Consider the following 24,448-nt stretch of genomic DNA (forward strand, 5'->3'; position numbering starts at 1 on the left):
GCCCTTATCCGGCGTTGGGTAAGGTGTATCCGTAGCTATCAGTCTGCGGAGGGATACCATGCCTGCCAGCACCGTTTTTCAACCCGCCACCGAAACCTTCGGTCAGTTCACCGTCACGCAAAGCCCGGCGCGGGCCCTGTCGCCCGAAGCCGAGGCGCGCAAGGCCGCCCGCAGGCATTTCCTGATCGGCGCAGGCTTTGTGGCGGGTCTGATCGCCCTGTTTGGCGTGGTGTCGGTAGCCGACCGCACCCTGTTCCCCGAACCGCAACTGACGGCGCAGGAACAGGCCTATTTCGCCACGACGGTGGATTGATCTTATGCCCCTCCGCTGATTTTTCAGGGGGAGGGGTAAGGCCTTACGCCGCCCCGATAAAGGCCAGCCATTCGTCTTCGGTCATCACCTGAACCCCCAGCTCAGCCGCTTTTTTGAGCTTTGACCCCGCGCCCGGTCCGGCCACAACAATGTGCGTCTTGGCCGAAACCGAACCCGCCACCTTGGCCCCAAGCCGTTCGGCCTGCGCCTTGGCTTCGTCGCGTGTCATCTTCTCCAGCGTGCCGGTAAACACCACCGTCTTACCCGATACCGCCGAGTCCCCGGCCACGGCTTCGGCGTCCTGTACGCTGAGCTGCGCCACAAAGCGCTGATACATGCCGACATTGTGGTCGTTCGAGAAGAACTCCATCAGCGCGGCTACCAGAGACGGCCCGACCTGATCCATATTGTCGAGCGCCGCCTTCACCTCTTCGTCCCCTGCCGCCAGCGCCGTCATGGCGTCGCGGAAGGCGCTTTCCGAGTGGTAGGCGCGCGCCAGCAGACGCGCGGTGGTTTCCCCCACCCCCTTGACACCCAGAGCGGCGATAAAGCGGTCCAGCGGCAACTGGCGGCGGTCTTCGATAGCCTTGAACAGATTGCGCGCCGAGGTTTCACCCATGCCTTCGCGGTTACGCAGCGGCGTCAGGGACGCCTTGTCCCGCGCCTCCAGTGTGAAGATGTCCGCCGGTTCGCGGATCAACCCTTCTTCGCTGAACTTCTGAAGCTGCTTTTCGCCCAAACCCTCGATATCGAGCACCTTACGGCTGACAACGTATTTCAGATATTCGACGCGCTGATGCGGGCAGGCGTGTTCGCCGGTGCAGCGGCGCGCCACCCCTTCCTCGCCCTTGAGGTTCAGTTCGCGCACCACAGCGGTCTTCAGCGGACAGGGGCAGACCGAGGGGAAGTCATAAGGCTCCGTCCCGTCCGGACGCTCAGACAGCTCGACGCCAACGATCTGCGGGATGACATCGCCCGCGCGCTGCACACGGACCAGATCGCCGATACGGATATCCTTGCGCGCGATCTCATCGGCATTGTGCAGCGTCACATTCGACACCACCACGCCGCCGACATTCACCGGCTCCAGCCGCGCCACGGGGGTCAGGGTGCCGATGCGCCCGACCTGAATGTCGATGGCCTTCAGGTGGGTCAGGGCCTGTTCCGCCGGGAACTTGTGCGCAATGGCCCAGCGCGGCGAGCGCGAGACGAAGCCCAGCCGGCGCTGATAGTCCAGCCGATCGACCTTATAGACCACCCCGTCGATATCGTAACCGAGGCCCGACCGGTCGCGCTGAATCGCCTCATAAACCTCCAGCAAACCATCGCTGTTTTCGGTCGTGGCCGAGCGCGGATTGACCTGAAACCCCCATTCGCGGAACTTGGCCAGCGCCTCGGTTTGAGTGGTGACAAACCCCGGATTGCTGACCTCACCCCAGGTGTAGGCGAAGAAACGCAGGGGCCGCGAGGCGGTAATAGTCGCATCCAGTTGCCGCAGCGCGCCGGACGCCGCATTGCGCGGATTTGCGAAGACCTTGCCACCCTCTTCGACCGCCTTGGCGTTCATGGCGGCGAACTCGGCCAGCGGATAATAGACTTCGCCACGGATTTCGATGCGTTCGGGATGGCCCGTTCCACTCAGCACGTGCGGCACGTCCTTGATGGTACGGACGTTCTCGGTGATGTCCTCACCTGTGCGCCCGTCGCCGCGCGTCGCCGCCCGCAACAGCTTGCCGTTCACATAAAGGAGCGAACAGGATAGGCCGTCGATCTTGGGCTCCGCCGCGAAGGCCAGCGCCTCTTCCGGCGGCAGGCGCAGGAAGCGACGGATGCTCTTTTCAAAATCGGCCACGTCTTCCGGCGCAAAGGCGTTATCGAGCGACAGCATGGGCACGCCGTGCTGAACCGGGGCGAATTTGCTCGAAATCTCGGCCCCCACCTGTTCGGTCGGACTATCGACCGTATGCAGGTCCGGATACTGCGCCTCCAGCGCGCGCAGCTCCTGCTCCAGCGCATCGTATTCGGCATCGCTGAGTTCGGGCGCTTCCTGATTATAGTAGAGATCGCGGTGGTGTTTGATCTCGGCAGAAAGCTGTGCGTGGCGCGCCTGCGCCGTGTCGGGTGCGTGTGTGGTCATGTCTTGTCTTTATCGCTCCCCTGATTTTAGGAGAGGGGGATTTTGGCGCTAAGCGGCAGAAGACGGTGGGGTTAATGCCGCCTGTCTAACCCCCCTCCGGCTTTCAGCCGGCATCTCCCCTGAGATCAGGGGGGAGGCTATGCTGTTTCTACCCCTTCACCAGCGCGATAGCGGCGGCGCGGGCTTCGGGGGTGATTTCGGCACCCGACAACATGCGGGCCAGTTCTTCCAGCGTCTCATCCTTACTCAGTTCGACGACGCGCGAGCGCATCCCCTCACCGGCATCGGCCTTGGAGACCTTCAAATGCTGATCGCCGCGTGCCGCTACTTGGGGTGAATGAGTGACGACGATCACCTGAGAGCGCTGAGCCAGCTTACGCAGACGCAACCCCACGGCGTCGGCCACGGCACCGCCCACGCCCTGATCGACCTCGTCGAAGATCATCACCGGACCGGCCGCGTCTTCGCCACCACGGGTCGATAGAGCCGCCTTGAGCGCCAGGGCAAAGCGCGCCAGTTCGCCGCCCGACGCAATCGCCGCCATGCCGCCCCAGTCGGCGCCCGGATTGGTGCGCACCTCGAACGTAATCACATCGCCACCCGCAGCACCGTACTTTTCAGGCTCCAGCGGGCGGATCGCCACGCGGAAGGCCGCCTTGTCGAGCTTGAGTGGCACCAGTTCGGCCATGACGGCGGCGCTCAGCGCCTCACCGGCCGCCAGACGCTTCTGCCGCAGGGTTTCAACCGCCGCATGGAAGGCCTGCTCCGCTGCGGCAATCGCCGCCGCCAGCTTTTTCAGCTCGGCATCGGCGTCTTCGATACGCCCCAGCGAATGGGCGATCTCGACTCGTTTTTTGGGCAGGTCTTCGACTAGAATATTCAGCTTGCGCGCCATGGCCCGCAGGGCGAACAAACGCTCCTCGACGCGGTCCAGCTTACCCGGCTCCACGTCCAGCGCATCGGCCGCCGCATCCATCAGGGCCAACGCCTCATCGGCGGCAATCAGGGTCCGGTCGAGCGCTTCGGCGGCATCGGAAAGCGCCTTGAGTACCGCATGGCCCTCCCCTGCCCCGGCCTGCTGTGCGCGCGTGCGGGCGTGATCGAGGGCGCGGAAGGCCTTGGACAGGCGCTGCGACAACTGATCGCCGCCGACCGTGGTGCGCGCCTCATTGATATCTTCCAGCGCCCGCTCCGACGCGCCCAGAAGCGCGCGGTCAGACGCCAGTTGCGCCTCCTCATCCGGCAGCGGGTTGAGGCGGTCCAGTTCCTGAAGGCGCAGGGTCAGTTCTTCGATTTCGGCCGTCGCATTGTCGGATTGCCGCTTGAGGTCGCGGTACTGATCCCGCAGGGCCTTCAGCGTGCGGAAGGCCGCCGCCGTAGCCGCCAGCGCCCCCTCGCAGCCGCCATAGGCATCGAGCATGGCTCCGTGCGTGCGCGGATCGAGCAGGCCAACCGTTTCATGCTGGCCATGCACTTCCAGCAGGCCGTCACCCAGCGCCTTGAGCACGCTGACCGAGACCGACTGATCATTGACGAACGCCTTGGAGCGCCCGTCACGGCTGACCACCCGGCGCAGCAGCAGCGGTTCACCGGGCTCTACGGCCAGCCCCTTGTCTTCGAGAAATTCATAAAGCGGGTGCCCGGCGGCCAGATCGAATTCGGCGGTGACCGAAGCCTGCGGCGCGCCCGTGCGGATCAGCCCGGCATCGCCGCGCGCACCGGTGGCCAGACCCAGACTGTCGAGTATGATGGATTTGCCGGCCCCGGTTTCCCCAGTGAGTACCGAAAGGCCCTGCCGGATATCGAGATCCAGCCGATCAACGAGCACAACGTCTTGAATAGACAGGCGTGTGAGCATGGAAACCCTGACGAAAAAGCCGTGAGTCGGCTCACGGCTGTTTCTCTCAGATTACATCGGGTTGATGCGGCTTAGCCAGCTCTTTTTCTCTTTTTGTTCTTTTTTCGCCGGTTTGGTTTTTTCGGCGACGGGCAGCGGCTTGACGTCCATCGGCTGACCGCGTTCCTGCATCAGCTTGTAAGCCGCGCCATACCAGCGGTCGCCCGCATAGTTATAGCCCAGCACCGCCGCATTGCGGTTGGCTTCGTCGGTAATGCCCATCATCAGATTGGCTTCGACGAGGCGATAGAGGGCTTCGGGCGTATGCGAGGTCGTCTGATAGCGGGTGATGACCGTCTTGAAGCGACCAATGGCCGCCAGAGGCTGGTTCTGCGCCAGATAGAAACGGCCGATTTCCATTTCCTTGCCCGCCAGCTGGTCATAGACCATGTCGAGCTTGACCTGAGCGTCACGGGCGTATTCGGTGCCCGGATAGCGCTGCACGATCTCACGCAGATAGTTTTGCGCCGTCTCGGTATAGGCCTGATCCCGACCCACATCGACGATCTGTTCGAAATAGTTGATCGCACGCATATAGTAGGCATAAGGCGTCAGGGGCGAGCCCGGATAGAGCTTGATGAACCGTTCCGCCGCCGCCGTCGATTCGTTGTAATCATTGGCCTGATAGTGGGCGTAGATTTCCATGATGATCGAGCGGCGCGACCATTCCGAATAGGGGTGCTGACGCTCCACCTCTTCGAAATAATCCACGGCTTCGTTCCAGCTCTTTTCGTCCAGGCGCTGCATTCCGGTATTGTAGAGCGCCTCAACCGGGCGCTCCTCATACACCAGACGCGTGCGCTGCTTGGGCTTGCCGGCACAGGCCGTAAGGGCCACAGCCGCCAGCGCCGTCAGGAGCAGAAGCTTTGCCGATGTCTTGCCGAAGGAGGGAGAAGCGGTCGAAGTCGTATAGGCCGGCACGATAAATCCTCATCAGGCCGGTATCAGTCGCCCGGCAGTCTTAGCGCTTGTGGAGGATAGCTCTACAACGGCGCGCCGCAAACGCCAACAGGTTTTAGCCAGCCTGCTGGAGCACGGGGGCGCGGGTCACGATCCGGTAGGCATCCGGCTGCGACAGTAGGGCACGAACCACGGCATTATTAAGGCCGTGACCGGCGCGGATTCCTTCAAACCTGCCAAGAATGGGCATACCCAGAACGTACAGGTCGCCGATGGCGTCCAGCGCCTTGTGACGCACAAATTCGTCGGCAAACCGCAGGCCTTCGACGTTCAGAACGCGATCACCGTCGATGACGATGGCATTGTCCATGGAGCCGCCACGCGCCAGACCGGCCGCGCGCAGGGCCTCAACGCCTTCGACAAAGCCGAAGGTACGCGCCGCTGCCAGTTCGGTGCGGAAGCTGTCTTCGGTGACAACCAGCTCGATTTCCTGATGGCCAATGACGGCGCTGGGGAAGTCGATTTCAAAGCGCATCTCGAAACGGTCAGCCGGATAGAAGGCTGCGCGCTTATCGTCTTCGACGACAACGACCGGCTTGAGGATTTCGATGACCTGCTGCGGCTGAGCCTGACGACGGAACCCGGCCTGATCGAGCAGTTGCACGAAAGGCTGGGCCGAACCGTCCATGATCGGCACTTCCGGGCCATCCAGTTCGATGAGGGCATTATCCACCCCCAGGGCCGACAAGGCCGCCATCAGGTGCTCGATCGTTGAAACCGAGACGCCATCGGCATTGGTGATGACGGTGCCGAGACGGGTCTGGGTGACCAGATCGGCGCGTGCGGGCACGCGGTTATCACGATCGCAGATGTCGGTACGCACGAATACAATGCCTGTACCGGCCGACGCCGGACGCACGGACAGGCGCACACGCTGGCCGGTGTGCAGGCCGACACCCGCGCAAATGGCGGGAACGGCGATCGTATGTTCGTGGTGGTCAGGCGACATGAAACGCATAAACCCAAAAATTGACGTGCGGAAAGGTTTCCGCTCACGTCAGTTTATACGCCGTGCCCCCCCGTCGCCTCAACTAAACATGAATTACGGTTTGTAACGCCATGCTTAACGCCCCTGTCACAACGGGTCCGGGCTAATCTTAAGGCGTTCGCGGCAAAAGAAAAGCCCGGAGACGTCTCCGGGCTTTTCTGCGTTTGATCGCTGTAGCTAGTTACTGTCTTTGTCAGTTCGCGAGGCGGCGAAGAAAGGAGGGGATTTCGAGATCATCCTCCGCTTCCATGCCGGGCAGCACGTCCGACTTGGCGGCGGGCTGAGGCGCCGGTTGCGCCTGAGGGGCCGCCGCATAGGGGGACGGCATCGGTGCCGACGGCTGACGATAGTCCGGGGCCTGGGCAACCGGGGCGTCATTGCGCTTGGGGAACAGGCCGCGCCACAGGCCGCCACGATCATCTTCGCGCGGCGTGGCGACGCTCGGCCGGGCAGGTTCGGGCGCACGCACCGTGCCGTAACCGGCGACCGGGCGCTGCGGCACCTCACGTTGCACCGGTTGAGGCGTCGGCTGAACCGCCGGAATGTCAAAATCGTCTTCGACCGACGGGTCCACAATCTTGGCAATAATGCGCGGTTCAGGCTGAGCCACCGGCGCCGGCTGCGGCGCGGGCTCGGTCACTCGCGGTGCGGCCGCCACAGGTTCCGGACGGACTTCCGGCTGGTAGGCCGGTTGCGGAGCGGCTTCAGCCACGGGTGCGGGCTGAACCGAAGCCGGTTGCGGCGCAAGGGCTGCCGGGGCCTGAGAAAGCGGGGCCTGAACGGCGACCGTCTGAACCGGCTGGGCCTGTCCCGGACGGCCGGGCGTGATGTAGATAGACTGACGCGGCGGGGTCGAAGCCGAAGCCTGCGGCACCGGCGGCTGTTGCTGAGCGGCAGCGGAGTCCATGCCGGTAGCCACGACCGACACGCGCAGCTTGCCTTCCAACGACGGATCGAAGGCCGCGCCGAAGATGATGTTGGCGTCAGGATCGACTTCCGACGAAATGGCGTTAGCCGCTTCATCGACTTCCAGCAGGGTCATGTCGAGACCGCCGGTGACGTTGACCAGCACCGCCTTGGCACCCTTGAGCGAGGTTTCGTCGAGCAGCGGGTTCTGGATGGCGTTTTGCGCCGCCTGGAGGGCGCGGTCATCGCCGGTCGCTTCGCCTGTGCCCATCATGGCCTTGCCCATTTCGGACATGACCGAGCGCACGTCCGCAAAGTCGAGGTTGATCAGGCCCGGCAGCACCATCAGGTCGGTGATGGAGCGCACGCCCGAATGCAGCACCTGATCGGCCATGCCAAAGGCTTCGGCGAAGGTGGTGCGCTCATTGGCGATACGGAAAAGGTTCTGGTTCGGAATGACGATCAGCGTATCGACATAGCGTTGCAGCTCCGCGATGCCAGCATCAGCCAGACGCATACGGTGACGGCCTTCGAACATGAAGGGTTTGGTCACCACGCCGACGGTCAGGATACCGCGTTCACGCGCCGTCTTGGCGATAATCGGCGCGGCGCCCGTGCCGGTGCCGCCGCCCATACCGGCGGTGATAAACACCATATGCGCGCCTTCAAGGTGCTCACCGATCTCATGCGCCGACTCTTCGGCGGCGGTCATGCCGACTTCCGGATGCGCACCCGCGCCCAGACCTTGCGTCAGAGAGACGCCAAGCTGAACGCGACGGTCGGTCTTGGCAAACTGAAGCTGTTGCGCGTCGGTATTGGCGACGACGAACTCAACCCCTTCGAGGCCCGCCTCGATCATGTTGTTGACGGCGTTGCCGCCCGCGCCACCGACGCCGAACACGACGATGCGGGGCTTCAATTCCGTGGCGCGCGGCGCCGAGAGATGTATAGCCATGTGATCAGACCAACCTTCCGTGACCCTGTCCGGGCGACCTTTGTTCCCGTCCAATTATCGACCCGGCGCCTTTATCGAAAAGCGCTCACAAGCATCGATCATGAGACATCGAATATGCTTAATGAATAGTTACCCGATAACTTGAGTCGCGCCGTTTTGAAGGGCTTTTTGAGATAAATTTTAACAAAAGTTACCCATTGATGAATCTTTGAGCCCGGAAACGAATCGCCTCACCCCTGCCCTCGCAAAAACAGCCCAAATTACGGCCACTTATGCACAGAAGATTAATCCGGAATCAGGAATCCTTACCCCTGCCTTAACGCGCGCATCATGCAGCTGCATGCCGCCCAAACGCAAACGGGACGCCCGCAGGCGCCCCGTCAAAATTGTGGATTTTTTTATCTTGAACGGGCAACCGGTTACAGATTCTGCTTCAGCCACTCCACCACACGACTGACCACGTGACCCTTGGCGGCGCTGGGCGCGTCCTTGGGCGACAGGCGGGCGGTCATGATCTTGCGCGCCGGGACCACATCGCGCGGTCCATAAAGCGTGCGCAGGATCACCCCGGCGCAGGCGGCAAAGGCCGGTCCGGCGGCGGCATCGGCCAGATGCGGTACGCGCTTGGGCTTGCCCAGACGGACCGGGCGGTCGAACACGCGGATGGCCAGTTCGCGCACACCCGCCAGTTGCGACGCGCCACCGGTCAGGACGATACCCGCGCCGGGGTCGATCGGCACGCCCGATGCTTTCAGCTTTTCGCGCAGCAATTCGAAGGTTTCCTCGACGCGCGGCGCAATAATGCCTTTGAGGATCGAGCGCGGCACCGAGATCGGCGGGGCTCCGGCATCATCACCACGCGGCGGGGCTTCGACCATTTCGCGGTCTTCGTTGGACGAGGCGATGGCGGAACCGTGCAGCGTCTTGACGCGCTCAGCGCCGACGAGCGTGGTGGACAAGCCGCGCGCAATGTCAGCCGTGACGTGGCTGCCGCCCACATTCAGGCAATCGACATGCACCAGTGCGCCGCCATAGAAGACCGCCGCCGTGGTGCACGAAGCCCCCATGTCGATGCAGATACAGCCCAGCTCCTTCTCGTCTTCTTCCAGCGCTGCGACGGCCGCCGCCAGAGGCGCGGAGACAATGGCCTGCACCTCAAGGTGCGCCATGCCGACGCACTGCATGATATTGTTAAAGACGTTTTCGTCGATGGTGACGACCAGCAATTCAAGGCCCAGTGTACGACCCGTCAGGTTGCGCGGATCGCGCACACCGCTGTGGCCATCGACAGCCCAGCTTACCGGCAGGAGGTGGATGGGGCGACGATTGGGGAAGCGGACCTGCGCCAGGCCCGAAGCGATGGCGCGGTTGAGATCATCATCCGAGATCGGTTTCACACCGACCGACACCTGAGCGAAGACGCGATGCGACGCGGTCTGCGCCCCCGGCACAGAAACGCGCACCCCCTGCACCGACACATTGGCCATGGCTTCGGCGCGCTCGACCGCCTGAGCGATGGCGGTGGCGGCGGCTTCCATGTCGATAATATTGCCCGCGCGTACACCGCGCGACTGTACGAAGCCGACGCCGGCCACACGGATCGAATGGTCGGCGCTGCGCACGCCGTCCGGCTTCATGATGAAGCAGCCGATCTTCGAAGCGCCCAGATCCAGAGACGCGACGACGCCCGGCGTCACCGCCATCACGCCGGGCTGACGCGAGGCGGCTTCGACGTGACGCCCTTCTTTGGCCAGTTTGCGATCTTCAAGACGCGACATTGACGGAGAACCTTAAGCTGCGGGGGCGGTTTCGAACGGCTTGACGACCAGAGCATTGGGATCGGTCAGATCAATGACCGCCAACCCCTGATCGAGGATACGCTGCTGGCTGATCAGCCCGTCGAGGCGGTTGAGGGCCTCATCCTGATCCAGCGCCGGCAACTTGATAATGGTGTTGTTTTTCAGACGTATGTCCCAGCGGCGCGTATCGACGCGCACCAGCGCCCAGACGCGCGACATCAGCTCCGGCCGCGCCTGCATCAGGCGCAAGATGTCACCACTGGCGGCATTGGCCTGTTCGCCAACCACCAGGGGCAGGTCGAGGAAGTTGCCGGAACGCGCCTCCGGAATGACCTTGCCCGTATCGTCGATGACATAGGTCTTGTTCTGGTACTGCCACACCGCCAGACGCGGACGTTCCACGACGCTGATGATCAGTTGATCCGGTAACTGACGACGCACCACCGCAGACTTCACCCAGCCCACGGATTCCACATCGGCCTTCACCTTGTTGAGGTCCATCAGGGCCAGCGGCTGACCGCGCTGAAAACGCATCGCCTTGCGAATGTCGTCACGCGCCACGTCAGAGACGCCTTGCAGGCGGACATTCTGAAGATTGATACCGATGGAGGCGATACGCGCATCGGTAAAATTGACCAGACCCGTGCGCAGGGCTTCGGCGCGCCCACCGGTCAGCAGAACCACGGCCATCAGGCCCGCCGCCCCCAGAAACCCCAGCCACGCCGTCAGCTCACTGGGCATAGCTACGCCGCCGATCAGAGCGAACTTCCCGGCCTCAGCCTTGCGCCCGCCGTGCGCACGCGGGGCCGCCTGACGGGGGGACGCTTTCGATACCGGGGCCGCTTGACGGCGCCCGCCTCTGACGACGGCTGGCATATTCTGTCCTCGTGATCGTCCGCCCAGTCAGGGCCGGTGGCGCTTCAGCCGCCCGGAACACGGACGCGCCCTGCGGTTCTTTGAACCGGTACGGCAGTGCCCTAAAGACAGGAGGCTGAGAGGATCAATAGACCCCAACAACCTTAACGATCCGCTAACGAATGCCTGTTCGGGCAGGTTTTCGTTAGGCATATTTTGGGGATAGCCTCAAATGCGACGGCGCTTACCAGTGATTGTCTGAATCTGACACGCCGGGTATAGATAACACGATGAATATGTTTGCTTTCCCCTTGGTCCGCGACCTGGCCTGATCCGCGTCCCGGCGCGCCACTTCAGGGTGATATTCGGCCCGTCTGAGCGTTTGTGCCTGCGTGCATCCCCCTCCCGAAGGCTTAACATGTCTGCACCTTCTTACCGCACCTTCAACGACGCGCAGATCACGCAATTCATCCGCCAAGGCTTCCTCTGTCTTGAGGGCGCTTTTCCGTCCTCACTGGCGGAAGAGGCGCGACGCATCCTGTGGGCCGCGACGGGGTGTGACCCGCATCGGCCTGAGCATTGGACGCGCCCCGTCGTCCGGCTGCGGCACTTCACAGATGCGCCCTTTACCGCTGCCGCCAATACGTTGCGCCTGCACACCGCCTTCGATCAACTGATTGGTCCCGGTCGCTGGCATCCTCCGGCGGGACTTGGCACCTTTCCGGTGCGATTCCCTTCGCCGGAGGTGCCGCCGGATGTCGGCTGGCACATAGACGTCAGTTTTGGCACCGAACATCCGGATTTTCTGCAATGGCGCGCCAATGTTCAGTCCCGTGGCCGGGCCCTGCTGATGCTTTTCCTGTTTTCGGACGTGGATGAGGCCGACGCGCCGACGCGTATTCGCGCCGGTTCACACCTCGGCATTGCGCGGCGGCTGGCCCCGGCGGGCGAGGCAGGCCTGACCCTGGGTGAACTGGCATCGACGGGCTTTGCAGAGTCCGCCGACTGCGAGGAGGTTCTGGCCACAGGGGCAGCCGGGACGGTCTATCTGTGCCATCCCTTTCTTGTGCATTCCGCGCAACCCCACCGAGGCAGCCAGCCCCGGTTTATGGCCCAGCCTCCGCTGCTGCCCACGGTGCCTCTGAGCCCCGACGGGCCATCGCCGGTTGAACAGGCGATCGCTCTGGCCCTCACGTAAAAAGGCCCGTGCGGTGTGCACGGGCCTTTTTAAGGACGGGCTGATTGGGTCAGGCCCCTTCCTTGACCTCCGGCACTACGGTCTCCGGCAGAGGCTCCGGATCATCGGTCGTCGGCACTGCCAGACGGGTGGTGTTTTCGATCAGGATGCCCGTGTCTTCATCGCGGACGATCTCTTCGCCACGCAGGACCTTTTCGATCTCTTCGCCGCTCAGGGTTTCGACCTCCAGCAGGGTCTTCGCCAGACGATGCAGATTGTCGAGATTTTCGGTCAGGATGCGTTTGGCCTCGTCATAGCCGCTCTGCACCAGACGCTTGACCTCGCCATCAATGGTCTGAGCCGTCGATTCCGACACGTCGCGGCCAAAGGCCCCATGCTCGTCCTCAGCGTCCTTGTAGTTGACCAGGCCCAGCGCGTCCGAATAGCCCCAGCGCGTGACCATAGCCTTGGCCAGACGGGTCGCCTGCTGGATATCCGATGAGGCACCCGACGTGATCTGATCCTTGCCGAAGATCAGTTCTTCGGCGACACGGCCGGCCATCAGGATGGCCAGACGCGAGGTCATCTGCACATAGTTCTGCGAATAGCGGTCGCCTTCCGGCAATTGCATGACCATACCCAGCGCACGGCCGCGCGGAATAATGGTCGCCTTGTGCACCGGATCGGCTTCGGGAGCCTTGAGCGCCACAATGGCGTGACCGCCTTCGTGATAGGCCGTCAGCTTCTTTTCGGCTTCGGACATGGCCATCGAGCGGCGTTCAGCCCCCATCAGCACCTTGTCCTTGGCGTCTTCAAAATCCTTCATGGTGACCAGCTTGCGGTCCTTGCGCGCCGCCATCAGAGCCGCTTCGTTGACCAGATTAGCCAGATCGGCCCCGGAGAAGCCCGGCGTACCGCGCGCCACCACCTTGACATCGACATCGACGGCCAATGGCACATTGCGCATGTGCACGCGCAGGATGGCTTCGCGACCGGTCAGGTCGGGGTTCGGCACCGTCACCTGACGATCGAAGCGGCCCGGACGCAGCAGGGCCGAGTCAAGCACATCCGGACGGTTGGTCGCGGCGATGATGATAATGCCTTCCTGAGCCTCAAAGCCGTCCATCTCGACCAGCAACTGGTTGAGGGTCTGTTCGCGCTCATCATTGCCGCCGCCGTGACCGGCACCGCGATGGCGACCCACCGCGTCGATTTCGTCGATAAAGATGATGCACGGCGCGTTCTTCTTGGCCTGTTCGAACATGTCACGCACGCGCGAGGCCCCAACGCCGACGAACATTTCCACGAAGTCCGAACCCGAAATCGAGAAGAAGGGCACGCCCGCTTCCCCGGCCACAGCACGGGCCAGCATGGTCTTACCCGTCCCCGGAGGACCAACCAGCAGCGCGCCTTTCGGGATCTTGCCGCCCAGCTTCTGGAACTTGGTCGGGTCTTTCAGGAAATCGACGACCTCCTGCAATTCTTCCTTGGCCTCATCGACGCCCGCCACATCGGCAAAGGTGACGCGGTTCTTGTGCTCGGTCAGAAGGCGCGCCTTCGACTTACCGAAGCCCATGGCCCCACGACCGCCGCCCTGCATCTGGCGCATGAAAAACAGCCACAGGCCGACAATCAGCAAGATCGGCAGCAGGCCCGACAGCAGCGACACCAGAAACGGCGTCGTAACGGTCTTCATATTGACCTTAACATTCTTGGAATCGAGCCAGTCCGCCGTATCGCTGTTCGGATAAGGAATGACGACCTTATGCTTCTGCTTGTTGGTGTCGGTGACCGTGGCCTGATCGCGGTCGATCTCGACCGCCACGATCTGACCCGCATTGACCTGTTCCTTGAGCACCGAATAGCTCATTTCCTTCGGCGCGTTCTGGTACGGGGCCTTGCCAACGACGGCATAGCCGACCAGCAGAACCGCCAGAAGAATCCCGACAATCGTCAGAGCACGAAAATTCATACGTTTCCTCACATGCGGTCTGGGCGACCGCGGGTCCTCACATGCGGTCAGGACGACCGCGGGTCTCATATGCGGTCAGGACGACCGCGGGTCTCATATGCGACCAGGACGGCCGCAGGTCTCAACAGCAGCGCGAAGCCGTCCGTGTCTGGAACCTATATAGTAGGCTCTTTAACGCTACGCTACCGGCTCTCCGCAGGAAAACACGGGATGAACCGCTTCGGATTCGCAGCGGATCAGTCCCAATGCCGCCCGCAACCGGTTGTAAGTCACGTCTTGCAAGTCTCCTGCCGCCAGAAGGCGTACCGTCTGCCCCGTCTTCACCACCGGCATGGCCGCGCGCACGGCGGGCGGCAGAGCCTTAAGACGCAGGCGATCTTCCGGGGGCAGAGCATTGAGATAGCCTCCCGCCGGCACGATTTCGGCCTCAAGCGCATAAGGGGGCAATCGGTATCGCCCGTCCCAGATATCGCCGATGCGCTGAGGCTTTGCCCCATTCCGGGTCAGGTCGCCGGGCTCGCGACAGATCAGCCAGCCACCGTCATGGGCGGCGATGCGCGCCCCGCACAGGGTGAAGCGCTTGCGGCCAGCGGCAGCTCCGGCAAGGATGCGGTCAATTTCGGCCTGACGCGGCAGTTTGTCCCCGCCCCCGGCGCAGACGATCAGCGCGGAGAGAAGGGCAGCCGACGGCAGGTCGGGCCGTTGAAAATAGGCCCCCGCGGTGCGTCCGGTCACCGCTATTGGCTCCGGCGCAACGGGGTTGGCGTCGCGCTGATGCTCCGCAAGAACAGGTTTCACCCCCTGTTGGCGGACCCGCGCCCGCAGATAGGCCGGATGGGTATTGGCCGGGTCATCGACATAGGCCACGCCCAGCGCGCTCAGCCACTCACGCAGCCGCGCCCGACCGATGCCCAGCAGCGGGCGCAGGTAAAACACGCCCTCCCCCTCCGGCCAGAAGGGGGCAGGAGACCACGGTTTCGGCGAGCCGACCGTCGAGCCTTCGGTACGCATGGCCGCGGCTTCGGCCACGTCATCGGCATTATGCCCCAGACACAGGACGCGGATGTCTTTCGCCCGAGCCGCATCAAGGATCAGATGATGCCGCGCCCGGCGCGCCGCCGCCTGAAGCCCGGTCTGCGGTTTTTCGCCTTCCCAACGCAGGACGCTAACCGGCACGCCCAGTTCGCGCCCCAGCGCTTCGACGCCCTGCGCCCAGTGGGCACCGAGCGGGTTGATACCATGATCGACCGTAAAGACCTCCAGCGGTCGTTGCCCCCACAGCCACAGCAACAGGAGCAGGGCCACGGAATCACCGCCCCCGGAAACGGCCACACCGACAGGCCGGTGCGCCGGACCATCAAGGTAGGTCGCAAAACGCGAAAGGCTTGCGGCAAGGTCCGGAAAAGCCTCCAGACTGACCACAAGACTCGCTCTTAAATCCGGACTGATTAGCTGCACTTGCCCTTGGTCGCCAGCGCCTTGGCCTGCGACTTGATGGCCGCCGACGCGCCCGCTGCATAGCGCTTGTTAAACTCGGCCAGCGCGACGCAGGACTTGGCCGAGTCGGTTTGCGACAGGGCGTTCGCGAGTTTCACCGTGGCTTCGGGGGCCCAGCTCGTCTTGGGCCAGCCCTTGAGCGAGGTGGCATAGGCGGCGACCGAACCGGACACATCGCCCTTGACCGTGCGGATTTGCCCCAGACGGAACCACGCCTCAGCCGCCTGTGGAGCGCTGGTCCACTTGGTCGTAAACTCGGTGAAGGCGCGCTCGGCGTCGTCCATATTCCCGTTGGTCAGCAGGTCATAGGCCTGATTAAAATCGCCTTCGGCCGTGCCCGTGGTGGGCGGGGGCGGCGGCGGGCCAGCCAGGGCCGCATCGACATCCTTCAGATGCGCTTCGACCAGATCGAGACGTTGCACCAGCGTGCCGATACGCGCCTCAAGGCCGGTGATCTTCTCATTGGCCTTGCGCGCCGCGAAACCGGCTTCCTCGATCTGCGACGTCAACTGGGTGATCTGCTGCGCCTGATCATCCACCTTGCGCGACAGGATTTCCACCGTCGCCTGAAGCGCCACAACCTCGGGGTCGGGCTCGATCAAAGCGGGCGGTCCGGCATTCTTGCCCGTCTTGCCCTCATAATTGGTGATGGCGCGTTCCAGCTTGCGGACATTGCGGTCCAGGCGCTCCAGACGCTTCTTGTCCCACTCGACCGGCGGCGACTTGTCGTCCGCTTCGCTCTGGTCGATGGAAAAAAGCTGGGCATGCGCGGGCGTCGGCGCGGCCACATCGAATGCAGCCGCCGTGGCAAGGGCGATCGTCAGGGCGGAAAGAGTGGCCTTTAAACTCTGGCGGGTCATGCGTGTCCTGAAACCTGTGGGGCGCGTCCTCAAATACCTGACGAGCGCGCCTCAGATGTCAACCATTTTTGTGACGGTTTCCATCGTGACGGCGCAGTCCGGCAAAATTAAGACGCCGGATGTGACCAGAGAGCGGCATCTCATGACACCCCCTACATCGACGCAAGCGGAAAAGGCCATAAAAAAACCCCGTCAAAGTGACAGGGTTTTTCGCCTTATTTCGCAGCGGTCAGCTTGTCATTCTGAACCCAGCCGACATTGTCGTTGTCGTCCATGACTTCCCACCACATGCCGTCCTTGTTCCCGGTCGGATAAAGGAGCAGATCCTTCGGCAAGGCGCGGATCATCTTGCCAGTCGTCGCCGGCGTAGCGCGCAGGCTGGTCGGCGTCATCACGACAAACGAGCGCTGCGGTGCGGCCGCCTTCCCCCCAATGTCGAGTCCACCCATCTCCTTGACCATGTTGGTGTAGGTGACGATGAAGGCCTGGGTGACAATGCGACCTATTTCGGTGTCTTCGTAGCCGCCGCCGACCGCACCGGCAAAACCGACGCCCCCGCCCACGCCCCAGGTCAGGTCATTCTTGGCAGCGCTGCCTTCGAACGAGTTGGATTCCGAGGTGCGGACATCCGTCAGGGACAAAACCGTATTGGCCTCAAGCTTTTTGGTACGGAAACCGCCGATGACGGCTCCAGCCCGACCACCGACCATGCCGCCGATAATACCGGCCGCCCCACCGCCACCGGTGTTGGAGTCCGCCGCCGCAACCTCTGCCACCAGCACGAAATCGGCGGCCTTGATCTGGTTTTGGCCGACATTGGAGCCGGCCTGAAGCCCGATCCCGGCGGCCAGATCACGCTCGCGCTGAGCAGCGTTCATACCGGCCCCGCGATCAACCAGCGAGAAACAACCCGACTTCTGCACGATCACCCGCAATAACTTTTGCGGCGGCGCCAGATTGTTTTGCGCCCAACCGCGCTCATCGTCACCGTTGACGATGGAGATTGTGCCCAGTTTCTTGGTGCATTTCGGGATTGAGTCCATCATGCTGTTCTGGGTTTGCTGGACCTTGGATGGCTTGGCCGTCTGAGCCATGCCTGCAACCGGCACGACCAGAGCCGCCAGCGCGACGGCGCTTAAACATCTGTGCATATCTTACCCCCTGGAATGAATTGTCGGGATGGTGTTCTGATGACGGTCATCTGCCCCAAGCGAATACGCGACTCTGGGCGAGGCGACACGAACTCTACGCCCTTGCGATAGCAGGCGACACGGATCGCGGCAAGCCTGAGAGCGGCCCCTCCCCTGTTCGGGGTATGAAAAAGGGCCCGGCGAACCGGACCCTTTTCTGTCATTCGGCGCTTGCCGTCGGAACGCTTATTGCGCGCCCTCGGTGATAGCCGTGTGGGCGTTACGGTTTTGCGACCAGGCTTGTTCGTCGTCACCAGTCGCAATCGGGTTTTCCTTACCGTAGGAGATGGTCGAGATGCGCGCCGGTACCACACCCTTTGCGGTCAGGTACTGCGACACGGTCTCGGCGCGACGCGCCCCAAGAGCGAAGTTGTATTCACGGGTGCCGCGCTCGTCGGCATTGCCTTCGATGCGGATCTTCACGGCCGGATAGCGAACCAGCCAGGCCGCTTGCTTGTCCAGCAGGGCCTTGGCGTCTTCGCGCAGCGACGACTGGTCGAGATCGAAGAAGACGCGGTCGCCGACATTGACGACGAAGTCCTGCTGCGAACCCGGAACCGGGCCGGTCGGCGGCAGCGGAGTGGTGTCAGCGGCGGGCGGCGGCGTATAGGCCGGGGCCGGGGTCGGCTGTTCGGCGACGGCCGGCGGGGGCGTCACGACTTCTGGCTTCTTACCGGCGCAGGCCGCCACCGAAAGCGTGGCACAGGCCAGCAGAGCGAGTTTGAATACAGACTTGGTCATCGAAAAACCCCTTGTTGGAACAATTGTAAAGTTGACGGAAACAGCAAGCCATTTCCTGAGAAAATGAATGGTCCTACTTTTCCGCCTCAAAACGGATTTGTCAAACCCTTAACCCACATTTAGTTACGCTGTGTAACAGTCTTGTGGCAGAGATGTTGCGACGGCGCGATCACAGTCTTCAAAAAGCAGTGTTGTGGCAAAAATTACGCGCGCAAAATGGGAATATAGGCGGGCAAAAATCAGTTTTCGGTAGGTAAAGGGCCTGCCGATGCGGCAGGCCCTGCGGTTTCCCGTCTATTTCAGTCGCGGTGACCAGGCCGGGTCGGACGCGCCGCCCGCATAGGGTACCGGACGCTCGATACGCCCCGAAGCCTCAACCATCCACAGCGATGGCAGCGATCCCGGCGGCTCACGGAAGAACATGATGTAGCGACCATTGGGGGCCCAGGTCGGCCCTTCTTCGAGGAAGGAGGAGGTCAGCAGCTTCTCATTGCCGCCACCGGCATCCATCACGCCAATCGAGAAGCGGCCCCCGGACTGCTTGGTAAAGGCGATCTTGTCGCCCTTTGGGCTGAATACCGGCGTCGAATAAACACCGCCGCCAAACGAGATACGGCGCACGCCCGTACCGTCGGCATTCATGGCGTAGATTTGCGGCGAACCGCCCCGGTCAGAGTTAAACACAATGGTCGATCCATCCGGTGAGAAGGACGGCGAGGTGTCGATACCCGGATCGGTGGTGACACGGCGCGTGGCCCGCGTGCGCAGGTCCATTACATAGATGTCGGTATTGCCGCCCTGCGCCACCGAATAGGCCAGCTTGGTCCCATCGGGCGAGAAGCGCGGCGCGAAGACCATGCCCTTGATCTGTCCGACGGCCTCCTGACGGCCCGTTTCGATGTTGAAGACATAGATGCGCGCGGAATCCTCGCGCAGCACCATATAGGCCACTTCCTGCGAGTCAGCGGAAAAACGCGGTGTCATTACCTTATAGGAGCCATCCGTCAAATAGGAGGGATTGGCCCCGTCCTGATCCATGATGGCCAGACGCTTGACGCGCTTACCCTTGCCACCGCTTTCCGCGACAAAGACGATGCGGGTGTCGAAATAGCCCTCTTCGCCGGTCAGCTTTTCATAGATGGCGTCGGCGATCTTGTGCGCGATGCGGCGCCAGTTTTCCGGCGTTGCCGTGACCGACTGCCCCAGAAGCTGCTTCTCCGAAAAAATATCCCACAGGCGGAAATCGACCTGAAGACGCCCCTCGGCATCGACGCGCGCGACACCATTGGCCAGCGCCTGCGCATTGATGGTCTTCCAACTGGCAAAGGTCGGCGTGGCGTCGATGCCGACGCTCTGCTCGATGAAGGCGTTGGGGTCGATCGGCTTGAAGAAGCCCGACCGTTCCAGGTCCGACATGACCACCTTGGTGATCTTGTCCCCAAGATCGGAGCCGCTCGACTCGATGTCGATGCCGATAGGCAGGGGGGCGATCACGCCCTCATTGACCTCAGCACGGATCGGCGCCTGCGCGAAAGCGGCCAGAGGGGCCGCCGCTATGGCAAGCCACGTCCCCAAGGCGACGGCGGCGATTTTTAAGGGTTTCATATGGGGCCTCCCGTTATGCGCCTGCGCAGGCCTTCTGCGCGTTGAAGGTGATTTCCAGAGGTTGATTGTAAAGTCCGTCGGGCAGATTGTCGTACAACTCACCCTTTTTGACCGCGGCCTGTGCACGACCGGCGGCCGCTTGCCACACCGGATCGTTGCGGGGATTTTCCCACTCCGGCCCCTTGATCACACGGCCATTCGGCGAAATGGTGAAGGCAATGACGGCGCGCACCTGATTACCGCCCGGCACATCGCAGTTGGGCGACCACAGACGTTGCAGCTTCGCCGTCAGCGCGTTCAAGGCCGGCCCTGTATCCGCCGCAGCGCTCCCCCGCGCCGAAGACCCGTCGGTGGGTGTGCGCGTCGGCCGCGCGGGGGTGCGCGTGTTCGACTTGGGCGGCGACGACTTCATCTGCGACAGAGAATCGAGGTCAAGCGTCTGAGGCTTCGGCTTCTGCATCCCCTTGGGGTCCGGTTTGGCCGGGGCCGGTTTCACCGGTTCCAGCTTCTTCGGCTCAGGCTTTTTGGTGTCCTTCTTCACCTCAGGCACCGGCTGTTTCGGCGCCGGAGGTGTCGGGACCGGTTCTGGCTCAGGCGTCGGCACGGGCTCAGACGGTGCGGGCTCCGGTACCGGCTCCAGCACGGCCTGCTCATCCTTGGGCGCGGCAGCCATCGAGCGTTCAGGCAGTTCGGCCACGACCTGCACCGGCACCGACACCACCGGCTTGGCCTCCGGCAGGGTGTTCCAGTTGAGGAAGGCAAGCGCCAGCACACCCGCGTGCAGGAGAAGCGAACCGATAAGGGCGCGACCCATCTTCATGGTTACGGTGCCGCCTCCCCGGCCGGGGCCGGTTTCTGCGTCTTGCCGAGGTTTTCGGTGAGGAGATTGATCTTGGTAAAGCCCGACGTGGACAGACGCGCCATTACCTTGGCCACCGTCTCATAGGGCGCGGTCCCTTCGGCACGCACATAGATCGGCTTTGAGGTGTCGTTGTCGGTCATAGCCATCAGGCGCGGCGTCAACTGATCGAAGGTGGCCGCATCGTCCATGACAAAGAGCGCACCGTCACGCTGGATCGACACCGTGATAGGATCGCCCTCATCCTTCAACGCCGCTGCCTCGGTCTTGGGCAGTTCGATCTTGATGCCGGAGGTCAGAAGCGGCGCCGAGATCATGAAGATGATCAGCAGCACCAGCATGACATCGACCATCGGCGTGACGTTGATTTCCGCCAGCGCGCCACGACGCGCCCGCCGCCTGCCGCGCCGGCGTCCACCGCCTGTGCCTGCATTACCCATTGCCATGTGCGTGCCCCTCTCAGCGACCGGCCAGCTTGCCGCCGAGGCGACCGGTGACGGACACCATCAGTTCATCGGCAAAGCCTTCGAGGCGGCCCACAAAACGCGCCACCTTGGCATTGTAGAGGTTGAAGAAGATATAGGCGGGAATGGCCGCGCCCAGACCGATGGCCGTGGCGAACAGGGCTTCGGAAATAGCCGGGGCGACCGTGGCCAGATTGGTGTCGCCCTGAGAGGCAATGGCCGAAAAGGCGTTCATAATGCCCCAGACCGTGCCGAACAGGCCGATAAAGGGGGCCGCGGTAGCGACCACGGCCAGGAGGCTGAGGCCATCTTCCATGGCGTCGGCCTCGGTCGAAATGACATGGTTCAGTTCGCGATCGACGCGCGACAGAAGCAGTTCGCCTTCGGGAGCGGAAATGCTCTTGCCCTTATATTCGCTCCACGCTGCCGTCACCGTCACCAGCAGCTTTGGAAAGGGCGCGGTCGGCTGGGTACCGTGCTTGGCGGCGATGTCCTCAAGCGCGCGTCCGGAGGCCAGCTCTGCTTCAAAGCCCGCCGCCTCCTTGTTCAGCTTGGCCAGTTTGAAGCCCTTTTCGATGATAATCGCCCATGACCACAGCGACCCGAGCGCCAGAAGAAGCATGACGCCCTTCACAACCCAGTCGGCCCGCAGGAACAGGTCGATAAAGCTGAGGGACTCGGCGGCGTGGGCGGCTTCCATGAACAACTCCTGAGGCAATAGGCGCGATTGACCCTAGCTTAACCATGCGACCAAATTTTTAAAGGCGCAAAATGGGTGTTTTTACAGGGCCGTGGCACCTCACCCACAGGCTTGGCATCCTGACATAGGTTTGGCGACATTAATGTGGCGCTCTTGGCATAAAATTCCGGAAAATCCGGAAGCCTCAGTCAAACAGATCGCCGGTCGAGGGGGCAATCGAGCCATTGGCCGGCGGATTGAGCCCCAGATGCATGTAGGCCCGTGCGCAGGCCATGCGCCCGCGCGGCGTGCGCTGGATAAAGCCCTGCTGCATCAGATAAGGCTCGATCATGTCTTCGACGGCGTCGCGCGCTTCGGCAATGGCGGCGGCGATGGTTTCCAGCCCCACCGGCCCGCCATTATAGTTTTCGATCATGGCCGTCAGATAGCGGCGGTCGAGCTGATCGAGCCCAGACGGATCGACCTCAAGCCGGGCCAGCGCGCGCGAAGCGACTTTTCTGTCGATGACTTCGGCCCCTTCGGCGGTGGCGAAGTCGCGCACCCGGCGCAGCAGACGTCCGGCGACGCGCGGCGTACCGCGGGAACGCGAGGCGACTTCAAAGGCCCCGTCCTCGCTCATCACCGCGCCCATCTTGCGCCCGGTGCCCATGACCACGCGCACCAGCTCTTCGGGCGTGTAGAACTCCAGCCGTAGCGGGATGCCGAAACGGTCGCGCAGCGGCTGCGACAACAGGCCCGCCCGTGTCGTCGCCCCCACCAGCGTGAACGGCACTAGATCGATTCGCACCGTGCGCGCCGCCGGACCATCGCCGATGATCAGGTCCAGCACATAGTCTTCCATGGCCGGATAGAGGATTTCCTCCACCTGCGGGCTCAGGCGGTGGATTTCGTCGATAAACAGCACATCATTGGGTTCGAGATTCGACAGGATGGCCGCCAGATCACCGGCCTTGGCCAGCATGGGGCCGGACGTCGCACGAAACCCGACCTTGAGTTCCTTGGCCACAATCTGCGCCAGCGTGGTCTTGCCCAGACCCGGCGGACCATAAAACAGCACGTGATCCAGCGCTTCCTTGCGCGCCGCAGCCGCCTGCACAAAGACCTTGAGATTGGCCTTGAGGGGGGCCTGCCCCACAAAGTCATCAAAGCTCTGCGGGCGCAGGGCGCGGTCGGAGGCAAAGGCTTCGACCTCGTCGTCCGTCGGTTCGCCGGAAATGATACGCGCCATGAGTTATCCTTAATAACGCGCGGCTTGATCCCAAAACCGCTTCACACTTTTGGGGCCGCGCTTAATTACTTACCAATCAACTTCAGAGACGCCCGGATCACCGCCGCCAGTTCGGCTTCAGGGCCCAGTGCCTTCACCGCCGCTTCGACTGCCTGCCGCGACTGCGCCTCGGGAATGCCCAGCCCCATAAGGGCGGCCACACTCTCGCCGTTGAGACTGACCGCCGGCCTCACCGAGGCCAGAACCACGCCTGGGGCCATGGGCACAAAGGCCTCCCCGACCGCCAGCGCCTTGCCCTTCAGTTCGATCACGATGCGCTGAGCCAGCTTGGGCCCCACCCCGTTGGCTTTGTTGACCTTGGTCTTGTCTTCGTGCGCCACGGCCAGGGCCAGTTCGTGTGGCGTCAGTATATCAAGCACCGACAGCGCCGCCTTGGGCCCCACACCCTGCACGGTCAGAAGCTGCTGAAAGGTCTTGCGTTCATCCTTCGACAGAAAGCCATAGAGCCGCGTGCCGTCTTCGCGCGTCTGGCTCTCGATGTGCAGGATCGTCTCCTGACCATTGCCGGGCAGGTTGGCCAGGGTGCGCACGCCGCACTTGACGATATAGCCGACCCCCATCACCTCGATCAGGGCTTCGTCCTCTTCGATTTCCAGCAGAATACCGCGCAACCGTCCGATCATGCCGCCGCCCCTTTCTTAAGGGGTCGCGCCCCTGCTCCCGAAAACCGCTCCCCACTTTTCGGGGTCCGCTCCAGCATCCTGTGCTTGCGCTTATGCGCGTGGGTCACCGCCACGGCCAGTGCATCGGCCATATCGGCAGTGAGACCGTTTTCCGCCGTCGCGGCGCGCGGCAACAGACGCTTGATCATAAACAGGATCTGATCCTTGTCGGCGCGCCCCGCCCCCACCACGGATTTCTTGACATCCAGCGCCGCGTATTCCGCCACGCTCAGACCCGCCTGCGCCGGGGCCAGCATGGCGGCCGCGCGCGCATGGCCGAGTTTCAGCGTCGAGGCGGGGTTCATATTGACAAACGTCTCTTCAATCGCCGCTTCTTGCGGACGATACTGAAGGATGACCTTGCCCAGTTCTTCGAACAGATAAAGCAGGCGCACCGACAGTTCGGCCTTTTCATCGGGCAGGATGACGCCGTGCGCGACCCAGTTCAGCCGCGCCCCTTCGACGTCCAGAATCCCCCAGCCGAGGCGGCGCAGGCCGGGGTCGAGACCGATAATGCGAATCCTGTTGTTCTGCATTCGTTCAGCATTACCCCTTCGCCGCGCCCTGTGCAATCGGCAATTCTTGCCGTCGCCCAAGGTGTTCAGTCCCGGCGATTGATGGGT

The 24,448-nt window shown here is 62.8% G+C and carries 21 protein-coding genes; 2 read left to right on the top strand and 19 right to left on the bottom strand.

The features are described 5' to 3' along the window. The first annotated feature begins 58 nt into the window (after positions 1 to 58). On the top strand, positions 59 to 313 hold the full coding sequence (locus AACH73_RS07675; protein ID WP_272741300.1) for a hypothetical protein: 255 nt from the start codon (positions 59 to 61) through the stop codon (positions 311 to 313). Between the two features lie 43 nt (positions 314 to 356). Here the strand turns inward: AACH73_RS07675 and ligA are convergent, their stop codons facing one another. From ligA to AACH73_RS07710, 7 genes are all read right to left on the bottom strand, one after another. Next, positions 357 to 2,450 carry an NAD-dependent DNA ligase LigA gene (gene ligA / locus AACH73_RS07680; protein WP_272741301.1) on the bottom strand — a complete coding sequence of 698 codons (2,094 nt, stop codon included), beginning with the start codon at positions 2,448 to 2,450 and terminating at the stop codon, positions 357 to 359. A gap of 148 nt (positions 2,451 to 2,598) precedes the next feature. Then, complete coding sequence (gene recN / locus AACH73_RS07685; protein ID WP_272741302.1) at positions 2,599 to 4,308, bottom strand: DNA repair protein RecN; 1,710 nt, start codon at positions 4,306 to 4,308, stop codon at positions 2,599 to 2,601. A 51-nt stretch (positions 4,309 to 4,359) separates the two neighbouring features. Beyond that, positions 4,360 to 5,268: an outer membrane protein assembly factor BamD gene (locus tag AACH73_RS07690; RefSeq protein WP_272741303.1), complete on the bottom strand. Its 909-nt coding sequence runs from the start codon at positions 5,266 to 5,268 to the stop codon at positions 4,360 to 4,362. Between the two features lie 94 nt (positions 5,269 to 5,362). Then, positions 5,363 to 6,256, bottom strand: coding sequence for a UDP-3-O-acyl-N-acetylglucosamine deacetylase (gene lpxC / locus AACH73_RS07695; protein WP_338734490.1), 894 nt, complete (start codon positions 6,254 to 6,256; stop codon positions 5,363 to 5,365). A gap of 232 nt (positions 6,257 to 6,488) precedes the next feature. Further along, the gene (ftsZ, locus tag AACH73_RS07700; RefSeq protein WP_338734491.1) at positions 6,489 to 8,156 is read right to left on the bottom strand and encodes a cell division protein FtsZ; all 1,668 of its coding nucleotides are present in this window, start codon (positions 8,154 to 8,156) and stop codon (positions 6,489 to 6,491) included. Between the two features lie 419 nt (positions 8,157 to 8,575). Continuing rightward, the gene (gene ftsA, locus AACH73_RS07705; protein ID WP_272741306.1) at positions 8,576 to 9,934 is read right to left on the bottom strand and encodes a cell division protein FtsA; all 1,359 of its coding nucleotides are present in this window, start codon (positions 9,932 to 9,934) and stop codon (positions 8,576 to 8,578) included. 12 nt (positions 9,935 to 9,946) lie between these two features. Further along, positions 9,947 to 10,831 (bottom strand): cell division protein FtsQ/DivIB, encoded by an 885-nt coding sequence (locus AACH73_RS07710; RefSeq protein ID WP_338734492.1) that lies wholly within the window; start codon positions 10,829 to 10,831, stop codon positions 9,947 to 9,949. A gap of 397 nt (positions 10,832 to 11,228) precedes the next feature. On the opposite strand from AACH73_RS07710, the gene AACH73_RS07715 reads away from it, so the two are divergent. Then, a complete protein-coding gene (locus AACH73_RS07715; RefSeq protein WP_272741308.1) occupies positions 11,229 to 12,008 on the top strand; it encodes a phytanoyl-CoA dioxygenase family protein in 780 nt (259 codons plus the stop codon). A gap of 49 nt (positions 12,009 to 12,057) precedes the next feature. Here the strand turns inward: AACH73_RS07715 and ftsH are convergent, their stop codons facing one another. The 12 genes from ftsH to ruvC all read right to left on the bottom strand — a co-directional run bounded on the left by ftsH (position 12,058) and on the right by ruvC (position 24,361). After that, entirely contained in the window at positions 12,058 to 13,959 is a 1,902-nt protein-coding gene (gene ftsH, locus AACH73_RS07720; RefSeq protein WP_272741309.1) for an ATP-dependent zinc metalloprotease FtsH, read from the bottom strand. Positions 13,960 to 14,136: 177 nt separating this feature from the next. Further along, entirely contained in the window at positions 14,137 to 15,381 is a 1,245-nt protein-coding gene (tilS, locus tag AACH73_RS07725; protein WP_338734493.1) for a tRNA lysidine(34) synthetase TilS, read from the bottom strand. 26 nt (positions 15,382 to 15,407) lie between these two features. After that, entirely contained in the window at positions 15,408 to 16,316 is a 909-nt protein-coding gene (locus AACH73_RS07730; protein WP_272741311.1) for a tetratricopeptide repeat protein, read from the bottom strand. 215 nt (positions 16,317 to 16,531) lie between these two features. Next, the gene (locus AACH73_RS07735; RefSeq protein WP_272741312.1) at positions 16,532 to 17,467 is read right to left on the bottom strand and encodes a CsgG/HfaB family protein; all 936 of its coding nucleotides are present in this window, start codon (positions 17,465 to 17,467) and stop codon (positions 16,532 to 16,534) included. Between the two features lie 225 nt (positions 17,468 to 17,692). After that, positions 17,693 to 18,247, bottom strand: a complete 555-nt coding sequence (gene pal, locus AACH73_RS07740; RefSeq protein WP_272741313.1) for a peptidoglycan-associated lipoprotein Pal — start codon at positions 18,245 to 18,247, stop codon at positions 17,693 to 17,695. Positions 18,248 to 18,541: 294 nt separating this feature from the next. Then, positions 18,542 to 19,852, bottom strand: coding sequence for a Tol-Pal system beta propeller repeat protein TolB (tolB, locus tag AACH73_RS07745; protein WP_272741314.1), 1,311 nt, complete (start codon positions 19,850 to 19,852; stop codon positions 18,542 to 18,544). Positions 19,853 to 19,865: 13 nt separating this feature from the next. Continuing rightward, the gene (locus AACH73_RS07750) at positions 19,866 to 20,672 is read right to left on the bottom strand and encodes a hypothetical protein (RefSeq protein ID WP_272741315.1); all 807 of its coding nucleotides are present in this window, start codon (positions 20,670 to 20,672) and stop codon (positions 19,866 to 19,868) included. A 2-nt stretch (positions 20,673 to 20,674) separates the two neighbouring features. After that, entirely contained in the window at positions 20,675 to 21,157 is a 483-nt protein-coding gene (locus AACH73_RS07755) for an ExbD/TolR family protein (protein WP_272741316.1), read from the bottom strand. Between the two features lie 13 nt (positions 21,158 to 21,170). Next, complete coding sequence (locus tag AACH73_RS07760) at positions 21,171 to 21,875, bottom strand: MotA/TolQ/ExbB proton channel family protein (protein ID WP_272741317.1); 705 nt, start codon at positions 21,873 to 21,875, stop codon at positions 21,171 to 21,173. A 184-nt stretch (positions 21,876 to 22,059) separates the two neighbouring features. Continuing rightward, a complete protein-coding gene (gene ruvB, locus AACH73_RS07765) occupies positions 22,060 to 23,103 on the bottom strand; it encodes a Holliday junction branch migration DNA helicase RuvB (protein WP_272741318.1) in 1,044 nt (347 codons plus the stop codon). Between the two features lie 65 nt (positions 23,104 to 23,168). Continuing rightward, positions 23,169 to 23,786, bottom strand: coding sequence for a Holliday junction branch migration protein RuvA (gene ruvA / locus AACH73_RS07770; RefSeq protein ID WP_272741319.1), 618 nt, complete (start codon positions 23,784 to 23,786; stop codon positions 23,169 to 23,171). Next, complete coding sequence (gene ruvC, locus AACH73_RS07775) at positions 23,783 to 24,361, bottom strand: crossover junction endodeoxyribonuclease RuvC (RefSeq protein ID WP_338734494.1); 579 nt, start codon at positions 24,359 to 24,361, stop codon at positions 23,783 to 23,785. The genes ruvA and ruvC overlap by 4 nt, the downstream gene beginning before the upstream one ends. Between the last annotated feature and the right edge of the window lie 87 nt (positions 24,362 to 24,448).

The organism is Asticcacaulis sp. DW145 (assembly GCF_037101385.1).
In the GTDB taxonomy this organism is placed as follows: Bacteria; Pseudomonadota; Alphaproteobacteria; order Caulobacterales; family Caulobacteraceae; genus Asticcacaulis; species Asticcacaulis currens.